Genomic DNA, 23,880 nt, shown 5'->3' on the forward strand with positions numbered 1-23,880 from the left:
CGCGTCGAGCTTATCCATCGGGCCACGGCTTTGCGGAAGAAGATCCTGACATTTCTCGCAAAGAGCCGCGAGCGTCGCCATGGATTTCGTTACAGCGAAGCTCGGGCGCCGGCGTTGCGGCTAGGCCGCGCAGCCGGCGCCGAAGGATCATTCAGCGGCCTCGAGCGTCGCCGGCTCGTAATTGAGGATCGGCGCCAGCCAGCGCTCGACTTCCGAAACCGACATGCCCTTGCGGCGCGCATAATCCTCGACCTGATCGCGCTCGACCTTGGCGACGCCGAAATAATGCGCCTGCGGGTGGCCGATATAGAGGCCGCTCACCGACGCCGCGGGCGTCATGGCGAAGGATTCGGTGAGCGAAACGCCTGTGCGCTTCTCGACGCCAAGGAGATCGAACAAGGTCGCCTTCTCCGTGTGGTCCGGCTGCGCGGGATAGCCCGGCGCCGGGCGGATGCCGGCGTAAGGCTCGCTCGCCAGCGTTTCCGGCGCGAAAACCTCGTCATTCGCATAGCCCCAGAATTCGCGGCGCACGCGCTCATGCATGCGCTCGGCGAAAGCTTCCGCGATGCGGTCCGCGAGCGCCTTCACCATGATCGAGCCGTAATCGTCGTTGGCGCGGGCGTAACGGGCGGAGATCTTCGCCTCCTCCGCGCCGGCCGTGACGACGAAGGCGCCGACATAATCGGCCTTGCCCTCTCCTTCGGGCGCGACGAAGTCGGCAAGCGCGATATTGGCCTTGCCGTCGCGCTTGCCGAGCTGCTGGCGCAGCGTGAAGAAGGTCGCAAGCGTCTCGTTGCGCGAGTCGCCCGTATAGAGCGCAATGTCGTCGCCGACGCTATTGGCCGGCCAGAAGCCGATGACCGCCTTGGGCGTGAACCAGCGCTCCTCGACAATGCGCTTCAGCATCGCCTGCGCGTCCTCGAAGAGCTGACGCGCCGCAGCGCCGCGCTCGGGATCGTCGAGCAGCGCCGGATAACGGCCCTTGAACTCCCAGGTCTGGAAGAAGGGCGTCCAGTCGATATAGGGGACGAGCTCCGCCACGTCGTAGCTGGCGAAGGCGCGCGCGCCAAGGAAGCTTGGCTTCACGGGCTTGTACGCCTCCCAATCGATATTGCGGCTTGGCTCGCGCGCAGCCAACGATCGAGACGCGCTGCTTTTCCGCCTGGGCGCGCGCATGCGCCTCGGCGACGCGCTCATATTCGGCGCGCGTTTCGGCGACATAATCGGCGCGCGTCTTTTCGGAGACGAGCGCCTGCGCGACGCCCACCGCGCGGCTGGCGTCGGTCACATAGACCGCCTGGCCGCGGCGATAGTTCGGATTGATCTTCACGGCCGTATGGACGCGGCTCGTCGTCGCGCCGCCGATGAGCAGCGGCACGTCGAAAAGCCTTCGCGTTCCATCTCGGCGGCGACGAAGCACATCTCGTCGAGCGAAGGCGTGATGAGGCCGGAGAGGCCGATCATGTCGACCTTCTCCTTCTTCGCCGTCTCGAGGATCTTCGCGCAGGGCGTCATCACGCCGAGATCGATGACCTCGTAGTTGTTGCAGCCGAGCACGACGCCGACGATGTTCTTGCCGATGTCGTGCACATCGCCCTTCACCGTCGCCAGCAGGATCTTGCCGGCGCGGGCGGCGAGGCCGGACGCTTGCTCTTCTCCGCTTCCATGAAGGGCATGCAGATAGGCGACGGCCTGTTTCATCACGCGCGGCGGATTTGACGACCTGCGGCAGGAACATCTTGCCCTGCGCCGAAAAGGTCGCCGACGACATTCATCCCGTCCATCAGCGGGCCTTCGATCACGTCGAGCGGGCGCGTCGAACGCTGGCGCGCTTCCTCGACATCGACCTCGATATAGTCGGTGATGCCGTTGACGAGCGCATGTTCGAGACGCTTCTCGACGCTATGCTCGCGCCAGGCGGCGTCCTTTTCTTGCGCCTTCGCGCCCGAGCCATCGCCTTTGAATTTCGGCGCAGCTTCGAGCAAGCGATCCGTTGCATCCTTGCGGCGGTTCAGCACCACGTCCTCGCAAAGCTCGCGCAGCTCGGGATCGATCTTCTCATAGACCGCGAGCTGGCCGGCGTTGACGATGCCCATGTCCATGCCCGCCTGAATGGCGTGGTAGAGGAACACGGAATGCATCGCCTCGCGCACCGGCTCGTTGCCGCGAAACGAGAAGGAGAGATTCGAGACGCCGCCCGAACATGGGCGTCAACGGCATCGTCTCTTTGATTTGCCGCGCTGCCTCGATGAAGTCGACGCCGTAGCCGTTGTGCTCCTCGATGCCGGTCGCGACGGCGAAGATGTTGGGATCGAAGATGATGTCCTGCGGCGGGAAAGCCCACCTTCTCCGTCAGGATCTTGTAAGCGCGCGCGCAGATCGAAACCTTGCGCTCGAAGGTGTCGGCCTGACCGGTTTCGTCGAAGGCCATGACGACGACGGCCGCACCATAGCGCAGCACTTTCGCGCGTCGCTCGATGAACTTCTCCTCGCCTTCCTTCAGCGAGATCGAGTTGACGACGCCTTGCCCTGCAGGCATTTGAGGCCCGCCTCGATGACCTCGAACTTGGAGCTGTCGACCATCACCGGCACGCGGGCGATGTCGGGCTCGGCGGCGATGAGATTGAGGAAGTCTCCATCGCCTGCTGCGAGTCGAGCAGGCCCTCGTCCATGTTGACGTCGATGACCTGCGCGCCGTTCGCCACCTGATCGCGCGCGACGTCGAGCGCCGCGGCGTATAGTCGCCATCTGTTGATGAGCTTGCGGAACTTCGCCGAGCCCGTGACGTTGGTGCGCTCGCCGACGTTGACGAAGGGCTGCGTTGGCCTTCGTCAGCGGCGAAGGGTCATCGAGGCCGGTCAAAGTCCATCACCTGCCCTCTCACCGCGCAAGCATCGGGCTGGGCATTACGGGGGATCTCGCACGCGGTTCGAGGCGCGCGCGGCTTCATTGCCCGCGGCTTATAACCTTTGGCGTGGCTCGCGATGTGGGCGATGTGATCGGGCGTCGTGCCGCAGCAGCCGCCCAGCACATTGACGAGGCCGGCCGCGCGAATTCGCCGACGAGCTCCGCCATATATTCCGGGCTCTCGTCATAGAGCCCGAATCTCGTTGGGAAGGCCGGCGTTGGGGAAGGCGCAGACGCGCGTATCCGCGACGCGGCCGATCTCCGCGATGTGCTGGCGCATCTCGTTCGGGCGCCGAGCGCGCAATTGAAGCCGATCGAGAAACGGCTTCGCGTGGGCAAGCGAATTCCAGAAGGCGACCGCCGTCTGGCCCGAGAGCGTGCGCCCGGAAAGATCGGTGATCGTGCCCGAGATCATGATCGGGAAACGCGTGCCGACTTCCTCGAACGCGTCTCGAGCGCGCGAGATCGCCGCCTTGGCGTTCAGCGTGTCGAAAATCGTCTCGACCAGCATGATATCGGCGCCGCCCTCGATCAGGCCGAGCGCCTGCTCTTTATAGGCGGCGCGCAGCTCGTCGAAGTGACGGCGCGAAGCCGGATTGATGACGTCCGGCGAGATCGACGCAGTGCGATTCGTTGGGCCGATGGAGCCGGCGACGAAGCGGGCCGGTCGCCGCGGCGACTTCGTCGGCCGCTTCGCGCGCGAGCTTCGCGCCTTCGCGATTGAGTTCGAAGACGATGGATTCGAGGTCGTAATCCGCCTGCGCGATCGTCGTCGCGCTGAAAGTGTTGGTCTCGATGATGTCGGCGCGCGCGCAGATATTGCTTGTGGATCTCCTTGATCGCCTCCGGCTGCGTGAAGATCAGGAGGTCGTTGTTGCCCTTGAGATCCTTGGCGAATGATCCTGAAGCGCTCGCCGCGAAATCGGTTTCGCTCGAACTTGTGGCGCTGGATCATCGTGCCCATGGCGCCGTCGAGATAAGGATGCGTTCGCTCGCGCGCTTCTTCGAGCGCCCCAACGAGAATGTTCGTCCATTGCTTGTCGAAGGTCATGCCGCGTTGGCGTTTCTCGCGAACGGGACGAACGCCGAGGAGATGGCAGATGGCGAAAACGAGTCGGCGCGGTTGTTGGTGTAGAAATGGAATTCGTTGACGCCGGCGCGACGAGGTCCATCACCTGCTCGACGACCGTCGCCGCGGCGACCAGGGCGCGCGTTTCGGGATCGTCATCGAGGCCGTCGAAACGCTCGGCGAGCCAGCGCGGGACGCTCGCGCCGGCCTTTTTGGCGAAGCCCGCGACCTGCTTGAAATTGCGGATCGGCATGATCCCCGGCACGATCGGAATCGAAATTCCCCGCGCGCGCGCCTTGTCGAGGAAGCGGAAATAGATGTCGTTGTCGAAGAAGAACTGCGTGATGGCGCGCGTCGCGCCCAGCGTCGATCTTCGCCTTCAGCGCGTCGAGGTCCTGCTCGATCGACCGGCTTTCGGGATGCCCCTCGGGATAGGTCGACGACCGAAATCTCGAAATCGGCGATGCGCTTTGATGCCGCGCACGAGATGGGTCGACGATGGATAGCCGAGCGGGTTCGGCATGAAGGGCGTGCCGACGCCGCCCGGAGGGTCGCCGCGCAAGGCGACGATGTGGCGAACGCCCGCCGCCCAGTAGTTGCGCAGGATTTCGTTCGTCTCGTCCTGAGAGGCGGAGACGCAGGTGAGATGCGCGGCGGGCTTCATCTCCGTCTCGCGCGCGATGCGCGCGACGATGGCATGGGTGCGCTCGCGCGTTGAGCCGCCCGCGCCATAGGTCACGAGACGAAATGCGGATGCAGCGGTTCGAGACGCTTCACCGCTGCCCAGAGCTGCGTCTCCATCTCCGGCGTCTTCGGCGGAAAGAATTCATAAGAGATGTTGAACCGCTTGCCGGAAGCGGTGGGATGCAACGCGTTGAACATCAGGCGGCCTCGTATGAGGAAGCGGGAATGGGGTCGGCGATGATGCGCGGATCGCGCGCGAGCCACAGCGAGACGGTGAGCTTGGCGCCCTCTCTGGCGTTGGGCGCGAGTTCGCGATGAAGGATCGTCTCCAATCCCGCCTGCGCGAGGAGGCCCGTAATTTCCTGCTCGGAAAAGCCGAGGCGCCGATGGGCGTGCTTGTCGCGCAGCGCTTCTTCGTGATGGGGGGCGAAATCGACGACGAGCAGCCGTCCGCCCGGCGCGAGGACGCGGGCGGCGTCTCGAATGGCGCGGGCAGGATCGTCGAGATAATGCAGCACCTGATGCATGATCGCGAGATCGACGGAATTGCGTTCGATCGGCAGCGCGTAAATGTCGCCCTGGCGAAGCTGCACGTTGCGCAGGCCGGTTTCTTCGAGACGGCCGCGCGCGGCCGCGAGCATGGGGGGCGAGAGATCGACGCCAATGGCGCGCTCGGCCTGCGGCGCGAAGAGCTCCAGCATTCGCCCCGCGCCGGCGCCGAGATCGAGGAAAGTGCGCACGGGCGCCGGGCCGACGGCCTCGCGCATCGCGTCTTCGACGAGCGTCTCGGGCACATGCAGGGAACGGATGTCGTCCCACTCGGCCGCATGGGCGGCGAAGTAGCGCGCAGCGTTCTCGGCGCGCGCATGGCGCACTTCGGCCAATCGCGCCTTATCCTCGGCGAGCACGGGATCGTCGGGGTCGAGCCAGTTGGCGATGTCGCGCGCAAGTGCGCTTGCCGGGCCGGCGGGCGCGAGGCGGAAAAAGGCCCAGGCGCCTTCGCGCCGACGCTCGACCAGGCCGGCTTCGACCAGCAGCTTCAGATGGCGGGAGACGCGCGGCTGGGACTGGCCGAGGATGGTGACGACCTCGCTGACGGTCAGTTCGGATTGGGCGAGCAGCGCGAGGAGCCGCAGGCGCGTCTCCTCGCCGGCGGCGTTGAGCGCCGCCAGCGCCGGCTCGAGCCTGAGGGGATTTGGGGCGGTCATTCGGCCTCTCACGCGAGATATAAAGATATCTATATGCGTTGATTGGCGAGGAGGCAAGCGCCAAATCCCCGCGCGCGCTCCGCGGCGTCATGCTGAAACTTGCCGCTTGACGGAATCAAAAAACGAGCGCAACCTTTTGAAACATCGCAACCGTCTCAGGCAACAAAGAGACGGTGTCGCTCGGGCGGGACCTCGACGCGAAGGCGATACAGGATGCGCCGGTGGAGACCCCTGCCGCCGGCGGAGCCGAAGCAACGAAGTTGCGAGAGGAGCATGACGCCACCGGGTCAGATCGTTTGACCGGCGTTTCGTTCCGGTCAAATCGGGAAGTCAGGCTCAGCGCTGCCTGATCAACCCGAACCCTCCATAGAGCCTCATAGACCAAGGTCTGCCCGCCGCGAAGGCCAAGCAGCGGGCTACCTTCCTCAGACTGGACCATCCCAGAGCGCTTCTCCTGGAGAGAAGCAATAGTGGGCCCCGTGCGCATCAGGCGACGGGGCCTTTCATTTTTGTGGCGCAGCCTCCCGCCTGTTCGACGAGCGCGCGCGCTTCGCACACCCGAATATGGAGCGACTGGGCGCGACGCCACGTCCAACTTGTCGCAGCGGCGAGTGCGGGACAAAAAAAGACGACCGCCCAAAGGCGGTCGTCGAAATCTCAACGACGACCTGCAGGAAGGTCTCGGCCGCTTCGCGGCGCTCGAAGACGTGGGGCTGCAGGCCGCGTTTGGCCATGGCTTCCTTCATCTTCATGCGGGCGAAGGCCGATGTCGCGTAGCGCGTCGTCGTCAGATAGTAACGCTGGCTCAGGAACTCGATCATCTCGGCGTAATCATCATAGAGCGCCTCATTAATATGAGCGCCGTCGTGATTGACGACCGAGTTCACGCGCTTGCCGACCTTTTCGCAGGCCGTGACGAGCGCCTTGCGCATCTCGTCGATGTCCTTCTTGGTGCGCGCATGCCAGCCCTCGAGATTGAGGAACAGGATGTTGCGGCCCGCATCGTAGCTGATGCGCTGATCGAGATTGAGATTGAGCAGATCGTTCATCAGGCCCATGGGCTCGTCGATGAAGATGCGCTTGTCCATCAGGACCGGCTCGTTGATGATCGGCTTGAAGTCCATGAAGGGCAGGATGTGCTTGTCGATGTCGATGCCGGGCGCGACCTCGATCAGCTCCAGGCCGTTCTCCTTGAGCTGGAAGACGCAGCGCTCGGTCACGTAGATGACCGGCTGCTTGCGCTTTTGCGCGAACTTGCCCGAGAAGGTCGTCTGCTCGACGGAGTTGAGGAACTTCTTGTTCGCGGCCTTCCTGCAGGATGTTGACCTTGCCGTCCTCGATCGCGATGTTGCAGGCCGCCATTGGTGAAGGTGCCGGCGAAGACGACGAGGCGCGCATTCTGGCTGATATTGATGAAGCCGCCGCAGCCGTTGAGGCGGCCGCCGAATTTGCTGGTGTTGACGTTGCCCTGTCGATCGCATTCCGCCATGCCGAGGCAGGTCATGTCGAGCCGCCGCCGTCATAGAAGTCGAACTGCTGGTTCTGCTGAATGATGCTGTCGGCGTTGGTCGCGATGAGCCGAAGCTCGATCCCCGAGGCGAGCACGCCGCCAATCGCGCCGGCTTCCGTCGTCAGGACGATGTAGGGCGTCACCTTTTCTTCATTGGCGACGGCGCGATGCCATCCGGCGCGCCGACGCCGAGATTGACGACGCCGTTCGGCGGCAGTTCGAAAGATGGCGCGACGGGCGATGATCTTGCGCTCGTCGAGCGGCATCGTCGGCAGGCTGTCGACCGTCACGCGCACTTCGCCCGCGAGACCCGGATCGTACATCACGCCGTAGTTCATGCGGTGCATTTCGGGCTGGTCGGCGACGACGACGCAATCGACGAGAATGCCCGGAACCTTGACGTCCTTCGGTTTGATCGAGCCCTGCTCGACGATGCGCTCGACCTGCGCGATGACGATACCGCCATTGTTGTGCGCGGCCATGGCCTGGGCGAGCACGTCGAGCGTCAGCGCCTCCTTCTCCATGCTGATATTGCCGACGGATCGGCGCTCGTGCCGCGGATGAAGGCGACGTCGATCTTGGTGGCGATATAGAAGAGCCACTCCTCGCCCTGGATGTTGTGGTACTTGACGATGTCCTCGGTCGTCGTCGTTGACCTTGCCGCCGCCAAAGCGCGGATCGACGTACGTATAGAGGCCCACCTTCGAGAAGAGGCCGGGCTGGCCCGAGGCGCAGGCGCGGTAGAGCTGCGAGATGACGCCCTGCGGCAGGTTGTAGCCGAGGATCTTGTTCTCCTGCGCGGCCTGGGCGACCTTGGGCATGCGCCCGAAATTGGCGGCGATGACGCGCTTCAGCAGGCCTTCGTGATGAAAGCGGCCCGTGCCGAGACCCTTGGAGTCGCCGGCGCCGGCGGTCATGATCAGGGTGAGGTCGCGCGGATGCTGCGTCTCGAGGAAGCGCTTCTCCAGCGCGGCGTGCAGCGAGCGTAGAGACCGCGGCCTGTTTGCGCAATAGCGACGATGCCGCATGAAATTTCGAATAGGGCGATAGGAAAGCCGAGGGTGAACCCAGCCTTCCGGGCGCGGCGTCAGTCGCCGCGATAGACGCAGCCCTCGAAGCAGCTGTCACGGAATATGCCCACCTCGGCGAGCCCCGTGAGCGTCGGCGCGAGATCGCGCCAGATATAGAGGCAGAGATTTTCCAGCGTCGGCTTTCCGAGCCCTTCCAGATCGTTGAGGAAGGAATGGTCGAGTTTGTCGCGCAATTCCGCGAGGCGACGGCCGAGCTTGCCGAGGTCGATCACCCACTGCTCCTCCGGATGGCGCTCGCCGCGCAGCGTCACGCGCACGCGAAAAGAGTGCCCGTGCAGATTGCGGTATTTGCCGCCATCCTTCGCCTCGGGGTCGTAGAGGGCGTGCGCCGCCTCGAAATAGAACTCGCGGTAAACCTCGAACGTCGCCACTTCCTTCGTCCTTTCCCGCCGCCCGCGCGCATCGCGGTCGGCGGACCCCTCGCATCAGCTCGGCGCCGCTTCGCTCCCAAGCCAACGCCGCAGTTCCCTTCCGATCGGGAAGCGTCCTATTTCACCCCGATGATCTTGTGGGTCTGGATCGACAGCCGCCAGCGGGGATGCTCGAGGCAGTAATCGATCGCGGCCCTCGTATTGCGCAGAATTTCCGGCCCGTCCATGGGCTGAAGCAGGAAATGCGCGTAGTCGAGCGCCTCATATAGGGTCGGGTCGGCCCCGTTCTGCGGATAGACGAGCTTCAACTCGTCGCCGCGCGTCTGGGCGAGCGGCGTTCCGGCCTTGGGGGAGACGCAGATCCAGTCGAGCCCCGGCGTCGCGGGCAGGGTTCCGTTGGTCTCCACCGCGATCTCGAAACCTTGCGCATGGAGCGCAGCGACCAGCGCCGCGTCGATTTGAAGCATCGGCTCGCCGCCGGTCAGCACCGCGAAGCGGCCCTCCCGGTCCTCGCCCCAAAGCGTCGCGAGATGGGCGGCGAGCGCCTCGGCCGTCGCGAATTTCCCGCCCCCCTCGCCGTCCGTCCCGACAAAATCCGTGTCGCAAAAGCGGCATTGCGCGCCGGGGCGGTCCGCTTCGCGCCCGCTCCAGAGATTGCAGCCGGCGAAACGGCAGAAGACCGCGACGCGGCCCATATGCCGCCCCTCGCCCTGAAGGGTCTTGAAGGCTTCCTTGACAGAATAGGCCATGAGGCCGGGGGTCCGTTCGTTGTGTTCGCGCGCCGCGCAGGCGCTGGTCTGCAACTTGCGAGCGGGCCCGCGAGACTTATCCAGAGGGCGACCGCGATGGCCTACACTTCCATCTGCCGAACCGACGCCGTGAGCGAAGGGGGCATGGGCCTCTTTCAGGCCGGCAAGAAAAGCGTGCTGCTCGTCTGGCCGGAGGGCGGCGCGCTCAAGGCCTATCGCGGACGCTGCCCGCATGCGGATATGCCACTGACAGAGGCGACCTTCAACGGGAAGACGGTCACCTGCCCGCACCACCAGTGGGGCTTCGACTGCGGGAGCGGAAAATGCGTGACGCACGCGGTCCGCAACGCGCTCCACCCCTACCCGCTGCGCATCGAGGGCGATGAGATCCAGGTCGATCTCGGGCCGGCCCGGACGCGCCCCGCCTGAGACGCGCCCGCCCCGTCGCCGGCCTATCCCTTCTTGGGCTGTTCCTCGTCCTTGCCGTCGGGCTCCGATTGCTGCGGGCGCGGATCGAGGCTGCGGATATAAGTGGTGATGTCGTCGATCTCCCTGCGGGAAAGATGCATGTCCGGCATGGGCGGATGCGGATCGACGAGGAAGTTGGAGATCTGCTTCTTGTCGGTGCGGCGCTGGGCGATGTCGAAGAAGGAAGGGGCGTCTGCGACGGCCGTCGTCTGGTCCTTGGCGACGACGTGGCAACTCGCGCACCAGCGCTTGGCGATGACGGCGCCCTTTTTCGCGTCCCCGGCGTTCGCGGGCGCCGCAAAGAGCGCAGCGGCGAGGCCGGCGAGCGCGAAAAGGCGTGAAGTTGAGGCCATGCGTTTTTCCTTAGGTTTTCAGCTGCGATTCGTCCCCTCGCGCCGAAAGCGATGTAAGCACAACTCATCCCGGATGAGAATTCGCGGGAGGGGTGATCGCGCTGCGGCATTTATGCGGTTAACGGCGCCGCTACAAACGCTTCGCGACGCGTCGAGCGCATCCTGACCGGGAAGCGATGGTGTAATTTTGCAACAGTGGTTGTGCCCTTGTTGCAACAGTCCCGAAGATTAGGGTTAAGGCGCCCGAACGGCGCTCAGAAGCCTCTTTTCAGCCACGAAAGCTGGGATAAGGTCCTCTTGTCACTTGCTCATCCTGGATGCGGGAAGACACCCGAGGCGGCGGCTAGTCCCGAGGGCGCGCTCTCCTATTTCTTCCTCCTGCAGGGGTGTCGGCAAGGCCCGTTCTCTAGTCGCGTAATGCGCCGGCGGTCACGGCGCATCGGGTCGAGGAAGTCGGATCGATTATGGTCGGAACTGCGCAAAACGACGTGTTCTCCGCCGCATCGCAAAAAGCCGGGCGAGCGGGGCTGCCGGCTGGCCTGCTTCTGGCGAGCTGCGTCATGTTCGTGACCGCCTTCGTCGAGCCCGCCCCGGCCCTCGACGCGCCGACGGCCCGCGCGCCGGAGACGACGCCGCTTCCCATGTTCAAGAATCCGCGCGCGGCCCTGCGCGCCGGGCTTGAAAGCTATCACGCCGGCGACGCCGCGACCTCCGTGGCCGCCCTGCGCTACGCCGCCGACGGCGGCGAGCCGCTGGCGCAATGGAAACTCGGCCGCATGTACGCCGACGGCGACGGCGTCGTCCGCGACGACGCCAAAGCCTATGACTATTTCTCGAAGATCGTCGACCATTTCGCGGAGGAGGAGCCCGATCCGCGCGAGCGGTCCATGGCGGCGAACGCTTTCGTCGCGGTCGGACTTTACATGCGCGACGGCCTCGCCTCGGCGAAGATCGATCCGGATCTCGACCGCGCCTTCGACCTCTTTCGCTATGCGGCCACCTATTTCCGCAACGCCGACGCGCAATATTACCTTGCGCGCATGTATCTCGACGGCCAGGGCGTGAAGAAGGACATGCGACAGGGCGTCAACTGGCTGGAGCTCGCCGCGCGCAAGGGCCATCCGCAGGCGCAGGCCGTGCTCGGCCGCTTGATGTTCGACGGCCAGGCCGGCGGCGCGACCCAGAAGCCGCGCGGCCTGATGTATCTCACGCTCGCCCGCGACGCCGTCGCCGGTGGTGGCGCCAATGAGCAATGGATCATCGACAGCCACGCCAAGGCGCTCGCCTCCGCGAGCGAGGGCGACCGCAAGGCCGCGGTGGCGCTGCTTGAAGACTATCTGCGCGAACGCAACTGACGCCGCTTAATCCGCAGGTTCGGCGGCGCCCTTGAATTTCACGGGCGAGAGGAGACGGCGCACGCCGTCCGGCCCCGGCGGCGGAAAGCGGCCCGCGCGGATATTCACCTGTATCGAGGGCAGGAGCAGGCGCGGCGCGGCGAGCGCCTTGTCGCGGCCTTCTCGCGAGGCGACGAATTCGTCTTCCGATACGCCGTCGCTAATCTGGACGTTCTTCTCCCGCTCCTCGGCGACAGTCGTCTCCCAGAGATAGAAGTCGCGACCGGGCGCCTTGTAGTCGTGGCACATGAAGAGCCGCGTCTGCGGCGGCAAGGCGAGCAGCCGGCGAATCGAACGGTAGAGCGCGCGGGCGTCGCCGCCGGGAAAATCGGTTCGAGCCGTGCCGTAATCCGGCATGAAGAGGGTGTCGCCGACAAAGACATTGTCGCCGATCCTGTAGGAGACGCAGGCGGGCGTGTGGCCGGGCGTATAGAGGACTTCAACCTCCAATTCGCCGAGCGGAAAGCGCTCCCCGTCTTTGAACAGCCGGTCGAAGTCGCGGCCCTCCGGCGCAAGATCGTCCGCGAGGAAGACGGGCCGGAAGATCTCTTGCACCTTCGTGATATGTTCGCCAATGCCGATCCTGGCGCCGGTCGCCGCCTTCACGCGAGGGGCGGCGGAGAGATGGTCGGCGTGAGCGTGCGTCTCCAGCACCCATTCGACCGTCAGCCCTTCGTCGCGCGCCACCGTGAGCACCTCGTCGATGGACCGCGAGTCGGCGACGCCGCCGCCCGGATCGTAATCGAGAACGGGATCGATGATCGCCGCCTTCTTCGTCGCCGGGTCGGAGACGAGATAGGTGATGGTGAAGGTGGCTTCGTCGAAAAAGCCCCGGATGTTCGGTTGAGACATCGCTTTTCTCCTCGCCGCGCTCTTGTCCGAAGCGACATATATGAGATATGACTAAATAAGCAATATCTAATGTAGTGCCGCCCGAAAATCCGGGCGCCTCCCAATTATCTGGCGCGGAGAGCCGATGTTCACGCCTCTCGTGATGAAACTCGCCGCCGGAACGCTCTCCGGCGTCATGGTCGGATTTTCGCTCGGGCTGATCGGCGGCGGCGGCTCGGTGCTGGCGGTGCCGCTTCTCGTCTATTTCGTCGGCGTGCCTGAGCCGCATGTCGCCATTGGGACGAGCGCCGTCGCTGTCGCAGCCAATGCGCTTTTCAACCTCGCCAATCACGCCCGCGCGCGCACGATCAAATGGCGCTGCGCCTCTGTCTTCGCCCTGTTCGGCGTGCTCGGCGCCTATGGCGGCTCCACGCTCGGCAAGGCGATGAACGGCGAGAAGCTCCTCGCGCTTTTCGGCCTGCTGATGCTCGTCATCGGCGCGCTGATGTTCAGGAGCCGCAGCGGCGAGGGCTATCCCCAGGTCCGGCTCAACCGCGAAAACTTCCCGCGCCTCGCCGCGACGGGCCTGACGACCGGCGCGCTGTCGGGCTTCTTTGGAATCGGCGGCGGCTTTCTCATCGTGCCGGGGCTGATGCTCGCTGCCGACCTGCCGATCGTCAACGCCATCGGCTCGTCGCTCGTCTCGGTCTCCGCCTTCGGCGTGACGACGGCGGCGAATTACGCCTTCTCGGGCCTCGTGGATTGGCCGCTCGCCGCGACCATTCTCGGCGGCGGCGTCATTGGCGGGCTTATCGGCGCCGCGACCAGCCGGCGCCTCTCGGCGGAGCGCGGGGCGCTGGCGGTGGTTTTTGCGGGGATCGTGGCGGTCACGGGGTTGTATGTGATCTGGCGGGCTGTAGCTTCGTTGGCCCTAGGCGCGGCTTGATCCCGCACGCGCGCTACAATTCGACAGGAAAAGGGATGCGCGGAGGGACGAAAGATCGTTTGAAGGCACAGTAAAAAACCATCCCGGCATGAACGCGTATTTCACCGTCTGGCCACGATGCGTCTTTCAGTATCTTATCCTGTTTCTCCGCCTGTTCAACCCAATCAGCCGCGCATGTCAGCCAGTCAGCAGAAGCTTCGTTGAAATAAACGGTCATGGATAAAGTTATTTTCTCTTCTTTATCACTGAGGAAGCAGCTCGCTCCGTTGATCCAGTCAACATCCGAAAAATAATTTATATGGATGACGGCGCGCAATCCTTAGCCATTACGGATAAAAACCACGCGTTTCCTGGCTCGGAATCCCAAGAAGCTCTCAACCAATTCCAGATTGTCCAGGGTTACCTCTCTTGAGATTTTTTTGAAGTTCGAAATGAACGTTCGGAACTCGTCGGCACGAGACATCGTAAGACGCTTTCAAAAATTGAATGCACTCGCCGCGCGCTTCTATGCCAACTCCACCGCGACCGGCACATGGTCAGAGGGCTTCTCGCCCGCGCGCATGTCCTTGACGATCTCGACGCGCGAGAGGCGGTCCGCCGCCTGTGGCGAGAGCAGCAGATGGTCGATGCGGATGCCCTTGTTCTTCTGCCAGGCCCCCGCCTGATAATCCCAGAACGTATAGAGCCCGGCGTCGTCCGTGACGGCGCGCAGCGCGTCCGTGTAGCCGAGATTCAAGAGGCGCTGATAAGCGGCGCGGCTTTCGGGCAAAAAGAGCGCGTCGGACGCCCAGGCGGCGGGGTCGTGCACGTCGCGCGGCTCGGGGATGATGTTGTAGTCGCCCGCGAGCACGGTCGCCTCCTCGAGCTTCAGAAGCGCCCTGGCGTGCTGCGTGAGCGCTTCCATGAAGCGAAGCTTGTAGCCGTATTTCGGCGTGTCGGGCGGATTGCCGTTGGGGCAGTAGATCGAGGCGACGCGCAGAACGCCGTTCGTCCCGTCGGAGATCACCGCCTCGATATAGCGGGACTGGCCCTCATGGTCGAAGCCGGGCAGGCCCACGGTCGACTCCTCGATCGGCGATTTTGAGAGGATCGCGACGCCGTTGAAGGTCTTCTGCCCATGCAGGACGACATTGTAGCCCGCATCCTCCACCTCCATGCGGGGGAAGGACCCTTCCTCGCATTTGAGCTCCTGAAGGCAGAGAACGTCCGGGCTCGCTTCCTTCAAAAACGACAGCAGCGGCGAAAGCCGCTGCCGCACCGAATTCACGTTCCAGGTGGCGATGCGCAAAAGTGACCCCCGAGAAAAACGCCCGAGGCGGCCTCGTCCTTCGAGACGCGAGCTGCGCTCGCTCCTCAGGATGAGGCCTTGGCGCCTGAGCGATGCAAAAAGCCCCTCATGCTGAGGAGCCTGCAAAGCAGGCGTCTCGAAGCGCGAGCGGCTCCGTCACCATAAGGGAAACGCACGCCCCCTTGAACTCAATCCAGCCGATAGGCCGCGTGACAGGCGTTGCAGGCTTGCACGACCTGGCCGAGTTCGGCAAGCGCGGGGCGCAGATCGCCGCCCTGCTTCACCTTGCTCGCTTCCTCCGCGAATTTCGTGGCCTGCGCATGCATGGCCATGCCGAGCGCGCGCATCTCGTCGGGCATGTGGCTCGCCATCATCTTCGGCATGTCCCCGAGTTCGCCCGATTTGGCGTTGGGCTTGCAGGCGGCGGAGCCGGGCGAACCCATGCCGAGCCGCGTCTCGGCGATCTTGGCGGCTTCCGCCCCGTCGCCCTTGGAGAGCGCGGCGAGTATTTCGGCGACGGCCTGCTGATGACCGCGCATATTGGTCAGCATCATGTTCTTCATCGGCCCCGGCAGGTCGACCTCGATGCGCGTATCCTTCGCCATCTTGGACATCATCTGCATGTGGTCGTGATGGTCCTCCGCGAGCGCCGCGGCGCCGATGAGCGAGAAAGCGCCGATGGCCACGAAAATCTTCCGCATCTGATGATCTCCCCATTGAACGCGCCGAGCCTAGCGCAGGCGCGCATGCATTTCGCCAAGGCGAATCGTCACGGCTTCGGCAGGTCGAGAACTTGTCCCGCCTTCAGCCTTCTCTTGCGCAGGCCCGGATTGGCGGCTTCGATGTCACGCATGCGCTTTGCGTCGCCATAGAGCTTCCTTGCAATGCCCTGAAGCGTGTCGCCGCGTCTCACCGTGTAGGTGGAAGGCTTTGCGGGTTGCGCCGCGACAGGCGGCGGCGATGCGGGCGCCGCCTCCTGTTTCGCGGGCGCGGGCGGAACCGCTTCCTTTGGCGCGACGCCCGCCTCGACCACATCGAACTGCCCGCGCATCATGCCCATCCAGCAGCTCCAGGGAATGACGCCCGCCTGCTGCGGCGTGAATTCGATCGTCTGCAGTCCCGGCTTCAGATCGAATTCGAGATGCAGTGAAGGGACGACGATGCGCTTGTTGCACTCCGTCACTTCGGTGGCGTCGATCACCCATCTGACCGGAACGCCCCTGATCAGCGTGAAGCGCGACGGCTCGTAGCCGAGCGCGTTCGCCTGCATCTCGATGGTCTGCGTCTCTTGTGCGATCTGCGTCGCGGGCGCGGGCGCGGCGTCCTGCCGGAGCCGCGCGACGGCCGAGCCGAGATCGTAGCCCGAGCCCGTGAGAATGAGCCCGCGATTGATCATCACCGCGCCGAGCGCCACGACGATCACGCCCGACGCCTTCAGCAGACGATGCGTCAACGCGCTGGAGAGCATGGAGGCGATGGCGCCGAAGGCGAGCATCACGGGGAGCGTCCCGAGACCGAAGGCCATCAGCATTTTCGCGCCCTCGACCGCGCTGCCCGTCCCCGCCGCCATGACATACATCGCCTGCAAGGGACCGCAGGCGATCATCAGCCCGTTGAGCAGCCCAATGACGAAAGGCCGATGGCGGCCGCTTGCCTCTTTATAGACCCAGCGCTCCAGCGGCGCGGGCAGGCCCAGTCGAAACCGCCGCAGGGGCGCGAACAGCCCCAGCATGTTGAGCCCGAAGACGATGAGGAAGAGCCCCGCCGCCATGCCGGCCGCGCCGCGCAGCAAGGGCGTGAAGGCGATGACGGCCCCGACCGCGCCGAAGAGGGCGCCGATAACCGTATAGGAAAGCGTCTTGCCGGCGCCGAAGGCGAGGTGAGAGGGCAGAGCGGAGCGGCCCGCCTCGGCGTCCGCCGCCACATAGCTCACGACGAAGCCGCCACACATGCCGATGCAATGAAAGCCCGTGACGAGGCCCAGCACGAAGATGAGCCAGAGGCTCATATGCTGGGCGATGTCGGGCGCGCCGGCGGCGCTGATCCAGCGCGTGTCGATGAGAATGAGCGCCGCAAGGCCGGCGAGCGCCGCAGCGATCAGCGCGAGGCGCCGGGCGAAGGAGGGCGAAGGTCGCTCGCCCTCTTCGACTTTGTAGCCATTCCCTTCGACGCTCTCGCGGATAGCGTCGAAGCGTAGCCGCGCCGGATCATATTCGACCGTGACGGTTTCGGTCGGATAGTCGGCGTGGACGATCCCCACGCCCGCGAGCTTTCGAAGGCTCGCCTCGATGACATGCTCGCACCCATGGCAATGCATGCCAAGGGCGCGAAAGGCTATCGTCTTGCTCATGACCTACGCCCGCCGCGGCGTCGATCCACGCTTACTTGCCGAGCGTGTTGAAGCCGAGCAGCTTGTAGGCCGGACAGAAGTTGATGAAGGCCGTCGCCAACGGCACGAGGCCGATGAAGCCCCAGGGCGTCTTGGGCCCGACAAAGGCGAGGCTGATGAGAATAAGCCCCGCGGCGATGCGGATCATTTTGTCGGTCTTGCCGATATTCGCTTCCATCTTCGATCTCCCCAACGAAAGAGTCGACCAACCCTAGCCGCCGGCGGGCCGCGCATCAGCGACCAAGTCTCACTCCTCCCGCGGCGCTTCGTCGCGCGCGGGCTCGGGCGCCCCGAAGAGCGCGCTGAGCGCGCTCTTCTTGCGAATGGCGCTTTTGGCCCGCTCGGCGTCCTTTTCGTCTTCGACGTCGAGCTCGAGCCACATGGCGTTGAGAATGCCGAAGGCGCAGGCGAGGCCGAGGCCCAGGATCCAGGAAAAATACCACATGCGGTCATTCTCCGGTCAGTAATAGTGATCCTCGCCCTTCTCGATCGCCGTCTCCGTCACGGGTCCGCGCAGCACCCAATAGACCCATGAGGTGTAGGCGAGGATGATCGGGAGAAAGAAGACGACGGCGACGAGCATGAGGCCGAGAGTCGACTGGCTCGACGAGGCGTCCCAGACCGTCAGGCTCTGGCTCGGATGCGATGACGAGGGCATCAGGAAGGGGAAGAGGCTGAAGCCGCCCGTCGTCACCACGCCCGCGACCGAGACGCTCGACGCCAGGATGGCGAAGCGCGAGCCGATGGCGAGCAGAATCGCGGCCCCGAGGGCGCCGAGCAGCGCGGCGAGCGGCGCCAGTGCGACGAGGGGTTGCCGCGCATAATTGAGAAGCCAGTCCCCGGCGCCGACCACGACGTCCTTGCCGAAGGGATTGGACGGGCCGGAGGCGTCGATCTGCGACGCGATGCGATAGCCGTCGATGCCCGTCGCGATCCAGAGGCCCGCGCCAAGGAACAACATGACGAGCAGGAGCGCGGCGACGGCGCCGATGCGGCGCGCGCGCGCGGCGATCTCGCCAGCGGCTTTCCCCGAAAGCCACGCCGCTCCCTGCATGACCAGCATGGTCACGCTGACAAGGCCGCAAAGCAGCGCGAAAGGCCGCAGCAGGCCGAGAAGGCCGCCTTCATATTCGAGCCGCAGCGTGGAATCGAAATGGTAGGGCACGCCGAGAAAGAGATTGCCGAAGGCGACGCCGAAGAGGAGCGACGGCGCGGCCCCCGAGATGAAGAACAGCCAGTCCCAGGTCTCGCGCCAGCGCGGCTCCTCGCGCTTGCCGCGAAAGGTGATGGCGACCGGCCGCAAGATGAGGCCGAGCAGCACCAGCAGCATGGCCAGATAGAAGCCGGAGAACGAGGCGGCGTAGAGCGGCGGCCAGGCGGCGAAGGCCGCGCCGCCGCCGAGGATGAACCAAACCTGATTGCCTTCCCAGACCGGCCCGATGGCGTTGATCAGCACGCGTCGCTCGACGTCCTTTTTCGCGACGAATGGATGCAGCATGGCGACGCCGAGATCGAAGCCGTCGAAGACCGCGAAGCCGACGAGCAGCAGCCCGAGGATCGCCCACCAGATGAAGCGCAGGGTCATATAGTCGAACATGCGCGGCCCCCTATTTCGCGGCGTCGTAAGCGGGCTGCGCCTCGGGCAGCGCGCCGGCCTGAGGGCCCGGCTCATGTTCGCCATGCGGCCCCTTGCGGATATATTTCGCGAGCAGCGTCACATCGACGACGGCGAGCGCCGTATAGAAGAGGACGAAGGCCGCGAGGCTCGCCGCGACATTCGACGCCGGGACGCTCGAGACGCCGAGGAAGGTCGGCATGACGCCGTCGATGATCCAGGGCTGGCGGCCATATTCGGCGACGATCCAGCCGAGCTCCGCCGCGATCCAGGGCAGCGGCAGGCTGAACATGACGAGTTTCAGGAACCAGGGCTTCCCGCATCGGCGGCGGCTGGAGAGATAGAAGGCGGCGCCGAAGAGCGCGATGAAATAGAAGCCCAGCGCCACCATGATGCGGAACGACCAGAAGAGAACCGGCACGTCCGGAATGGTCGAATGCGCCGCCTGCCGGATCTCTTCCGGCGTGGCGTTCTCGATGTCCGGCCGGATGCGCTTGAGGAGCAAAGCATAGCCGACGTCGCGCATCGAATTTTCGAGCTGCGGCGGCACCGAGGCGTTGGGACGCCCGCCCTGTTCCGCGATCCATTTATAGGCCGGCAGGCCGTTGCGGATGCGGCCCTCATTGCGCTCCACGAGCGGCTTGATGCCTTCCACTTCCTTGTCGAGCGAGCGCGTCGCGATGAGGCCGAGGACGTAAGGGATTTCGACCGCGTATCTCGTCTTCTCGCTTTCGAGGTCGGGCAGGCCGAACAGGGTGAAGGAAGCGGGCGCCGGCTCGGTCTCCCACATCGCCTCGATCGCGGCGATCTTCATCTTCTGGCTTTCGCCGGTCGTATAGCCGCTCTCGTCGCCGAGCACCACGACCGAGAGCGCCGAGGCGAGGCCGAAGCTCGCGGCGACGGTGAGCGAGCGGCGCGCGATTTCAGTATGTTTCTGGCGCAGCATGTAATAGGCGCCGATGGACATGACGAACATGGCGCCCGTCACATAGCCGGCGCTGACCGTATGAACGAATTTCGACTGCGCCACGGGATTGAACATCACCTCCATGAAGGAGGTCAGCTCCATGCGCATGGTCTGCGGATTGAAGGCGGCGCCGACCGGATTGGACATCCAGGCGTTGGCGATGAGAATCCAGAGGGCCGAGAAATTGGAGCCGAGCGCGACGAGCCAGGTGACGATGAGGTGCTGGACCTTGGTAAGCCGCTTCCATCCGAAGAAGAAGAGACCGACGAACGTCGCCTCCAGGAAGAAGGCCATCAACCCTTCAATGGCGAGCGGCGCGCCGAAGACGTCGCCGACATAATGGGAATAATAGGCCCAGTTGGTGCCGAACTGGAACTCCATGGTGACGCCGGTCGCGACGCCCATCACGAAATTGATGCCGAACAGCGTTCCCCAGAATTTAACCGCGTCGCGCCAGACCTCCCGGCCCGTCATCACATAGACGCTCTCCATGATGGCGAGGAGGAGCGCGAGGCCGAGGGTGAGCGGCACGAAGAGGAAGTGGTAGAGGGCCGTCAGCGCGAATTGCAGGCGCGAGAGCGTGACGACGTCGAGATCGAACATTGCGGCTTTCCTGCTTTCGAGCAAATCCTCGAAAAGTCGTCGAAACTTTTCGAGGATTTGCTCCAGCCTCTTCATTCTAACGGGGCGGTGCGCCCTGCGTGAGCGCCGCGGCCATGTCTGCCGGCGTTACATGGGAACGGTGTGACGGACTGAAGAAGAAGAGGTACAGCAAGAAGATCGCCACGATCTTGAAGACGATGGCCAAGGTCAGTTCCCGGCGAAGTCCGCCGCGCGTCATTTTTCAAAAATCCTTCTTCCGGTCGCCGCCCGGCGCGACCGACGCCGCGCCGAGCTTCCACGATCAGAGAACGCGACGCAAGCGCTCGACGCCGAGAAGCTTCATGATGTATCGCTCATAGACCGGCTCGCTCTGCCCCAGGCGGACCTTGCGCAGGAAGTATTTCTCATAGGCGACCTTCGCCCAGTGCACCCAGCGGCCCTGGCTCGACCAGTTGACGTTGCGCGGCGGGATTTGCGGCTGGGCCACGAAGGCGACGCCCTTGTCGCCAAAATCGGCGAGGCAGACCGCGTTCCAGGTGCCCTCCTCCTTGGGCTCCTTCCCCGCGATCACAGCGGCGATGTTGTGCGCCGCAGCCGTCACCATGGATTCGATCATGTAGCCGGTCTTCGGCATGCCGGTTGCGACGGGGGTCGGCTCGGCCGGCGGGATGGCGACGCAGACGCCGACGCTGAAAATGTTCTTGTAGGTCGGATTGCGCTGGTTCTTGTCGATGATGACGAAGCCGCGCGGATTGACGAGGCCCTCGATCCCCATCAGCGCGTCGATGCCCGTAAAGGCCGGCATCATCATCGCGTATTTGAACGGGACCTCATGCGACTTCTTCACCGAGCCGTCCTCGTTGAGCTCGTCGCATTTGACGACGCCGGGTTCGATCGCGGTCGTCTTGGCGTTGGTGATCCACTTGATGTCGCGGTCGCGGAAGGCGGATTCGAGCAAGCCCTTGGTGTCGCCGACGCCGCCGAGGCCGAGATGGCCAATATAGGGCTCGGAGGTCACGAAGGTCATCGGCACCTTGTGGCGGATGCCGCGGCGGCGCAGATCCGTCGCGACGATCATGGCGAATTCATAAGCCGGGCCGAAGCAGGAGACCGCCGGCGCCGCGCCGATGACGATCGGGCCGGGATCCTTGCAGAAATCATCCCACGCCTTCGAGGCGATCTCGGCGTGCTGAAGCGTGCAGATCGAATGGGTGTGGCCGCCATGCGGGCCGAGGCCGGGAATTTCCTGGAAGGCGAGCTTGGGGCCGGTGGCGATGACGAGATAGTCGTAGGAAATGCTCTCGCCATTGTTCAGCTCGACGCGGTTCTCGGCGGGATGCACGCGCTTCGCGCCGGCGTCCGTGAAGCCGATGCCCTTCTTCTTGAAGACCGGCGCGAGCGGAACCTTCAGCTCCTCGGGCTTGCGCCAGTTGACCGCGAGCCAGGGATTGGACGGCGTGAACTGGAAGTTCGGGATGTCCGAAATCACCGTCACCTGATGCTGTTTCTTGCTGAGTTCGTCTCGCACTTCGATCGCCGCGGCGACGCCGCCAATGCCGGCGCCGAGAATCACTACGTGAGCCATTTGGGTACCCTCCCGGAGGTGCGGCCCTCGCCGCGACGCTTCGTTATATTCGTAATATCTAAATTAGAAAGAGCGCAAAAGCGACTTAGTCACGCTCCGCGTCGCAAAGCGCGCGCAAGGCGGTGGCGTCAGTGATTTCCGCGCCGCCCCGCGACAATTTCACCCAGCCCGAACGCTCGAAGGATTTGAGCGTGCGGCCGACGACTTCGCGCGCCGTGCCAAGATCGGCGGCGAGCGCCTGCTGCGTGACGGAAATGCGATTGTCGTCGCCGCGCAAGGCGAGGAGGCGCTCGGCGAGGCGCACATTGATGCGCGTGCAGACGATCTCCTCGATGCGCGACATCAAGGTCGCGATGCGGCGGCTGTAGCCGTCGAAGACGAGCGCGCGGAAGCCCGCCGAAACGCTCATCAGATTGGCGAAACGCTCGGCCGGAACGATATAGGCGGTGACGTCCGTCTCGGCGATGCCCTCCGCCGAATAGGCGTCGTCCGACAGAAGCGAGGCCGTGGTCAGAATGCAGGTCTCGTTGGTCGAGACGCGATAGAGCACGATCTCGCGCCCCGATTCCGTCACGCGCTGTACGCGGACGGTGCCCGCCACGATGAGCGGAAAATGCACGCATCGATCGCCGGGCCGAAACAAAACGGCGCCGCGCGGGATCTGTTTGCGGATCGCCGCTTCGCGCAACAGCGCCTTCGTGGGCTCATCGAGCCCATGAAGAACGGGAACGTCAACCATCCAGTCCGACGACATGCGCGCTTAGTCCGTCAGAAGGCCGCGCCGGGTTTCACGCCCATGCGCTTCAGGATCATGGCCAAGGGGCAAATGCGTGTAAAGGCTGCCTGAAACAGATTCAGGCCGACGAAGCCGGCGAGCAGCATCCACCAGGGCGAAACGAAATGGGCCAGCGTGAGGCTGACCAGAATCATCGCTCCCGCGAAAGCCATGACGATGCGATCGATGCTCATGACGCTTTTTTCCTTCTCAGGCTCCCGCCCGCGGGCTTGGCGCTTTTGGCCGCCTTCTTGTCGGCGGATGCGGGCGCTCCACACTCCTCGGCGCAGAACAATTCGTAAAGCAGGCCGATGACCCGCGAGACGTTCTCATTGGCGAGCGAGTAGTAGATCGTCTGCGACTCGCGCCGCGTCTTGACGAGCTTGTCCTCCCGCAGTCGAGCAAGATGCTGCGAGAGGGACGACTGGCTCAGCCCGATCGTCTCCTGCAGCTTCGTGACCGACAGTTCGTCCTTGTGCAGTTCGCACAGCACCATCAGCCTGTGCCGATTGGCGAGCGCCTTCAGGAAGCTCTCCGCCTCTTCCGCCTTTGGCGCAAGTTCGACCGGATTTATATTCATACGCGCTAAATTACGTTTTACGAATATAGAAGTCAAGCGCGGCGCCGCGCGCCGCTTGGCTCGTTTTGTCGCATTCCGCAGCCAAGCGCGAGCTTTATATTAGAGATTACGAATTTAAATGCGCCCGCCTGAAGGCGGGCCTTCATTGGAGGGAAATCGATGGATGCGAATAATCGCGACAATCGCTGCGCGCGTCGCCGCGCGCTGAAGGTTTTTGGCGCGGCGGCGCTGCTCTCGAGCCTCGGCGCGCTCTTTGGCGCCTCGCCGGCTCATGCGAAAACAAGCAAGGCGGGGGCTGCCTATCGCGGCTCGCCCAATGGCCGCCAGCGCTGCGCCAATTGCTCCTGGTTCGAGGCGCCGTCGGGTTGCGGCGTCGTGAAGGGCCCCGTGAGCGCCAATGGCTGGTGCAATCTCTGGGGGTGAAATCAACGTTCCCGCCCGGCGCATTCTCCTTAAAATGGGTCGCGCGCCGGGCCTTTAATTCGCTCTTGCTAATT

31 protein-coding genes and 4 pseudogenes are annotated in these 23,880 nt (G+C 64.3%); 6 read left to right on the top strand and 29 right to left on the bottom strand.

Annotation, left to right across the window (positions count from 1 at the left end):
* Positions 1-147 precede the first annotated feature (147 nt).
* The 8 genes and pseudogenes from ACPFMJ_RS13370 to ACPFMJ_RS13405 all read right to left on the bottom strand — a co-directional run bounded on the left by ACPFMJ_RS13370 (position 148) and on the right by ACPFMJ_RS13405 (position 3,725).
* On the bottom strand, positions 148-1,086 hold the full coding sequence (locus ACPFMJ_RS13370; RefSeq protein WP_424360484.1) for a vitamin B12 dependent-methionine synthase activation domain-containing protein: 939 nt from the start codon (positions 1,084-1,086) through the stop codon (positions 148-150).
* A gap of 240 nt (positions 1,087-1,326) precedes the next feature.
* Positions 1,327-1,701: a cobalamin-dependent protein gene (locus ACPFMJ_RS13375; RefSeq protein WP_424360485.1), complete on the bottom strand. Its 375-nt coding sequence runs from the start codon at positions 1,699-1,701 to the stop codon at positions 1,327-1,329.
* Positions 1,701-2,141, bottom strand: a complete 441-nt coding sequence (locus ACPFMJ_RS13380; protein ID WP_424360486.1) for a B12-binding domain-containing protein — start codon at positions 2,139-2,141, stop codon at positions 1,701-1,703. Before ACPFMJ_RS13380 ends, ACPFMJ_RS13375 begins: the two co-directional genes overlap by 1 nt.
* Positions 2,142-2,322, bottom strand: a pseudogene (locus tag ACPFMJ_RS13385) (hypothetical protein); the annotation flags it as partial.
* Positions 2,323-2,389: 67 nt separating this feature from the next.
* Positions 2,390-2,583, bottom strand: a pseudogene (locus ACPFMJ_RS13390) (dihydropteroate synthase); the annotation flags it as partial.
* A complete protein-coding gene (locus ACPFMJ_RS13395; protein ID WP_424363864.1) occupies positions 2,583-2,756 on the bottom strand; it encodes a dihydropteroate synthase in 174 nt (57 codons plus the stop codon). The pseudogene ACPFMJ_RS13390 and the gene ACPFMJ_RS13395, both read right to left, overlap by 1 nt.
* A 335-nt stretch (positions 2,757-3,091) precedes the next feature.
* The gene (locus ACPFMJ_RS13400) at positions 3,092-3,418 is read right to left on the bottom strand and encodes a homocysteine S-methyltransferase family protein (RefSeq protein ID WP_424360487.1); all 327 of its coding nucleotides are present in this window, start codon (positions 3,416-3,418) and stop codon (positions 3,092-3,094) included.
* 40 nt (positions 3,419-3,458) lie between these two features.
* On the bottom strand, positions 3,459-3,725 hold the full coding sequence (locus ACPFMJ_RS13405) for a homocysteine S-methyltransferase family protein (protein ID WP_424363865.1): 267 nt from the start codon (positions 3,723-3,725) through the stop codon (positions 3,459-3,461).
* Positions 3,726-3,742: 17 nt separating this feature from the next.
* On the opposite strand from ACPFMJ_RS13405, the gene ACPFMJ_RS13410 reads away from it, so the two are divergent.
* Positions 3,743-4,042, top strand: coding sequence for a hypothetical protein (locus tag ACPFMJ_RS13410; RefSeq protein ID WP_424363938.1), 300 nt, complete (start codon positions 3,743-3,745; stop codon positions 4,040-4,042).
* Between the two features lie 82 nt (positions 4,043-4,124).
* Here the strand turns inward: ACPFMJ_RS13410 and ACPFMJ_RS13415 are convergent.
* The 3 genes and pseudogenes from ACPFMJ_RS13415 to ACPFMJ_RS13425 all read right to left on the bottom strand — a co-directional run.
* Positions 4,125-4,858 (bottom strand): annotated as a pseudogene (locus ACPFMJ_RS13415) (methylenetetrahydrofolate reductase); the annotation flags it as partial.
* Entirely contained in the window at positions 4,858-5,868 is a 1,011-nt protein-coding gene (locus ACPFMJ_RS13420) for an ArsR/SmtB family transcription factor (RefSeq protein WP_424360488.1), read from the bottom strand. The gene ACPFMJ_RS13420 and the pseudogene ACPFMJ_RS13415, both read right to left, overlap by 1 nt.
* Before the next feature lie 503 nt (positions 5,869-6,371).
* Positions 6,372-7,088 (bottom strand): hypothetical protein, encoded by a 717-nt coding sequence (locus ACPFMJ_RS13425; protein WP_424360489.1) that lies wholly within the window; start codon positions 7,086-7,088, stop codon positions 6,372-6,374.
* Between the two features lie 107 nt (positions 7,089-7,195).
* Between ACPFMJ_RS13425 and ACPFMJ_RS13430 the strand changes: the two genes are divergently transcribed.
* The gene (locus ACPFMJ_RS13430; RefSeq protein ID WP_424360490.1) at positions 7,196-7,393 is read left to right on the top strand and encodes a hypothetical protein; all 198 of its coding nucleotides are present in this window, start codon (positions 7,196-7,198) and stop codon (positions 7,391-7,393) included.
* Here the strand turns inward: ACPFMJ_RS13430 and ACPFMJ_RS13435 are convergent.
* The 3 genes from ACPFMJ_RS13435 to queE form a co-directional block, all read right to left on the bottom strand.
* The gene (locus tag ACPFMJ_RS13435; protein WP_424360491.1) at positions 7,369-8,406 is read right to left on the bottom strand and encodes a CoA-transferase; all 1,038 of its coding nucleotides are present in this window, start codon (positions 8,404-8,406) and stop codon (positions 7,369-7,371) included. The genes ACPFMJ_RS13430 and ACPFMJ_RS13435 overlap by 25 nt on opposite strands.
* 59 nt (positions 8,407-8,465) lie before the next feature.
* Positions 8,466-8,840 carry a 6-pyruvoyl trahydropterin synthase family protein gene (locus tag ACPFMJ_RS13440; protein WP_424360492.1) on the bottom strand — a complete coding sequence of 125 codons (375 nt, stop codon included), beginning with the start codon at positions 8,838-8,840 and terminating at the stop codon, positions 8,466-8,468.
* A gap of 116 nt (positions 8,841-8,956) precedes the next feature.
* Positions 8,957-9,589 carry a 7-carboxy-7-deazaguanine synthase gene (queE, locus tag ACPFMJ_RS13445; protein ID WP_424360493.1) on the bottom strand — a complete coding sequence of 211 codons (633 nt, stop codon included), beginning with the start codon at positions 9,587-9,589 and terminating at the stop codon, positions 8,957-8,959.
* A gap of 96 nt (positions 9,590-9,685) precedes the next feature.
* Between queE and ACPFMJ_RS13450 the strand changes: the two genes are divergently transcribed.
* Positions 9,686-10,018: a Rieske 2Fe-2S domain-containing protein gene (locus ACPFMJ_RS13450; protein WP_424360494.1), complete on the top strand. Its 333-nt coding sequence runs from the start codon at positions 9,686-9,688 to the stop codon at positions 10,016-10,018.
* 23 nt (positions 10,019-10,041) lie between these two features.
* On the opposite strand, the gene ACPFMJ_RS13455 is transcribed toward ACPFMJ_RS13450, so the two are convergent.
* Positions 10,042-10,410, bottom strand: coding sequence for a c-type cytochrome (locus ACPFMJ_RS13455; protein ID WP_424360495.1), 369 nt, complete (start codon positions 10,408-10,410; stop codon positions 10,042-10,044).
* 464 nt (positions 10,411-10,874) lie between these two features.
* On the opposite strand from ACPFMJ_RS13455, the gene ACPFMJ_RS13460 reads away from it, so the two are divergent.
* Positions 10,875-11,765 (top strand): tetratricopeptide repeat protein, encoded by an 891-nt coding sequence (locus ACPFMJ_RS13460; protein ID WP_424360496.1) that lies wholly within the window; start codon positions 10,875-10,877, stop codon positions 11,763-11,765.
* A gap of 6 nt (positions 11,766-11,771) precedes the next feature.
* On the opposite strand, the gene ACPFMJ_RS13465 is transcribed toward ACPFMJ_RS13460, so the two are convergent.
* Positions 11,772-12,656, bottom strand: a complete 885-nt coding sequence (locus tag ACPFMJ_RS13465; RefSeq protein ID WP_424360497.1) for an MBL fold metallo-hydrolase — start codon at positions 12,654-12,656, stop codon at positions 11,772-11,774.
* A gap of 124 nt (positions 12,657-12,780) precedes the next feature.
* Here ACPFMJ_RS13465 and ACPFMJ_RS13470 point away from each other — a divergent pair, with 124 nt between their 5' ends.
* Positions 12,781-13,581: a sulfite exporter TauE/SafE family protein gene (locus tag ACPFMJ_RS13470; RefSeq protein ID WP_424360498.1), complete on the top strand. Its 801-nt coding sequence runs from the start codon at positions 12,781-12,783 to the stop codon at positions 13,579-13,581.
* A gap of 13 nt (positions 13,582-13,594) precedes the next feature.
* On the opposite strand, the gene ACPFMJ_RS13475 is transcribed toward ACPFMJ_RS13470, so the two are convergent.
* The 13 genes and pseudogenes from ACPFMJ_RS13475 to ACPFMJ_RS13535 all read right to left on the bottom strand — a co-directional run bounded on the left by ACPFMJ_RS13475 (position 13,595) and on the right by ACPFMJ_RS13535 (position 23,383).
* Positions 13,595-13,897 carry a hypothetical protein gene (locus ACPFMJ_RS13475; RefSeq protein WP_424360499.1) on the bottom strand — a complete coding sequence of 101 codons (303 nt, stop codon included), beginning with the start codon at positions 13,895-13,897 and terminating at the stop codon, positions 13,595-13,597.
* Between the two features lie 189 nt (positions 13,898-14,086).
* The gene (gene xth, locus ACPFMJ_RS13480; RefSeq protein WP_424360500.1) at positions 14,087-14,869 is read right to left on the bottom strand and encodes an exodeoxyribonuclease III; all 783 of its coding nucleotides are present in this window, start codon (positions 14,867-14,869) and stop codon (positions 14,087-14,089) included.
* Positions 14,870-15,057: 188 nt separating this feature from the next.
* The gene (locus ACPFMJ_RS13485; protein WP_424360501.1) at positions 15,058-15,570 is read right to left on the bottom strand and encodes a hypothetical protein; all 513 of its coding nucleotides are present in this window, start codon (positions 15,568-15,570) and stop codon (positions 15,058-15,060) included.
* Between the two features lie 68 nt (positions 15,571-15,638).
* A complete protein-coding gene (locus ACPFMJ_RS13490) occupies positions 15,639-17,219 on the bottom strand; it encodes a sulfite exporter TauE/SafE family protein (protein ID WP_424360502.1) in 1,581 nt (526 codons plus the stop codon).
* 31 nt (positions 17,220-17,250) lie between these two features.
* Entirely contained in the window at positions 17,251-17,436 is a 186-nt protein-coding gene (locus ACPFMJ_RS13495) for a YgaP family membrane protein (protein ID WP_424360503.1), read from the bottom strand.
* Between the two features lie 171 nt (positions 17,437-17,607).
* Positions 17,608-17,703: pseudogene (cydX, locus tag ACPFMJ_RS13500) on the bottom strand (cytochrome bd-I oxidase subunit CydX); the annotation flags it as partial.
* A gap of 15 nt (positions 17,704-17,718) precedes the next feature.
* Positions 17,719-18,855 carry a cytochrome d ubiquinol oxidase subunit II gene (cydB, locus tag ACPFMJ_RS13505; RefSeq protein ID WP_424360504.1) on the bottom strand — a complete coding sequence of 379 codons (1,137 nt, stop codon included), beginning with the start codon at positions 18,853-18,855 and terminating at the stop codon, positions 17,719-17,721.
* Positions 18,856-18,865: 10 nt separating this feature from the next.
* A complete protein-coding gene (locus ACPFMJ_RS13510; RefSeq protein ID WP_424360505.1) occupies positions 18,866-20,443 on the bottom strand; it encodes a cytochrome ubiquinol oxidase subunit I in 1,578 nt (525 codons plus the stop codon).
* 76 nt (positions 20,444-20,519) lie between these two features.
* Positions 20,520-20,681 (bottom strand): cytochrome oxidase putative small subunit CydP, encoded by a 162-nt coding sequence (gene cydP, locus ACPFMJ_RS13515; protein WP_424360506.1) that lies wholly within the window; start codon positions 20,679-20,681, stop codon positions 20,520-20,522.
* A 63-nt stretch (positions 20,682-20,744) separates the two neighbouring features.
* Entirely contained in the window at positions 20,745-22,028 is a 1,284-nt protein-coding gene (locus ACPFMJ_RS13520) for an NAD(P)/FAD-dependent oxidoreductase (protein WP_424360507.1), read from the bottom strand.
* A gap of 85 nt (positions 22,029-22,113) precedes the next feature.
* Positions 22,114-22,782 (bottom strand): Crp/Fnr family transcriptional regulator, encoded by a 669-nt coding sequence (locus ACPFMJ_RS13525; protein WP_424360508.1) that lies wholly within the window; start codon positions 22,780-22,782, stop codon positions 22,114-22,116.
* Between the two features lie 14 nt (positions 22,783-22,796).
* Positions 22,797-22,997 carry a YgaP family membrane protein gene (locus ACPFMJ_RS13530; protein ID WP_424360509.1) on the bottom strand — a complete coding sequence of 67 codons (201 nt, stop codon included), beginning with the start codon at positions 22,995-22,997 and terminating at the stop codon, positions 22,797-22,799.
* On the bottom strand, positions 22,994-23,383 hold the full coding sequence (locus tag ACPFMJ_RS13535; RefSeq protein WP_424360510.1) for an ArsR/SmtB family transcription factor: 390 nt from the start codon (positions 23,381-23,383) through the stop codon (positions 22,994-22,996). Before ACPFMJ_RS13535 ends, ACPFMJ_RS13530 begins: the two co-directional genes overlap by 4 nt.
* A 159-nt stretch (positions 23,384-23,542) precedes the next feature.
* On the opposite strand from ACPFMJ_RS13535, the gene ACPFMJ_RS13540 reads away from it, so the two are divergent.
* Positions 23,543-23,806, top strand: a complete 264-nt coding sequence (locus ACPFMJ_RS13540; RefSeq protein ID WP_424360511.1) for an iron oxidase — start codon at positions 23,543-23,545, stop codon at positions 23,804-23,806.
* The last annotated feature ends 74 nt before the right edge of the window (positions 23,807-23,880 follow it).

Source organism: Methylocystis parvus (assembly GCF_049675845.1).
GTDB lineage: Bacteria > Pseudomonadota > Alphaproteobacteria > Rhizobiales > Beijerinckiaceae > Methylocystis > Methylocystis parvus_A.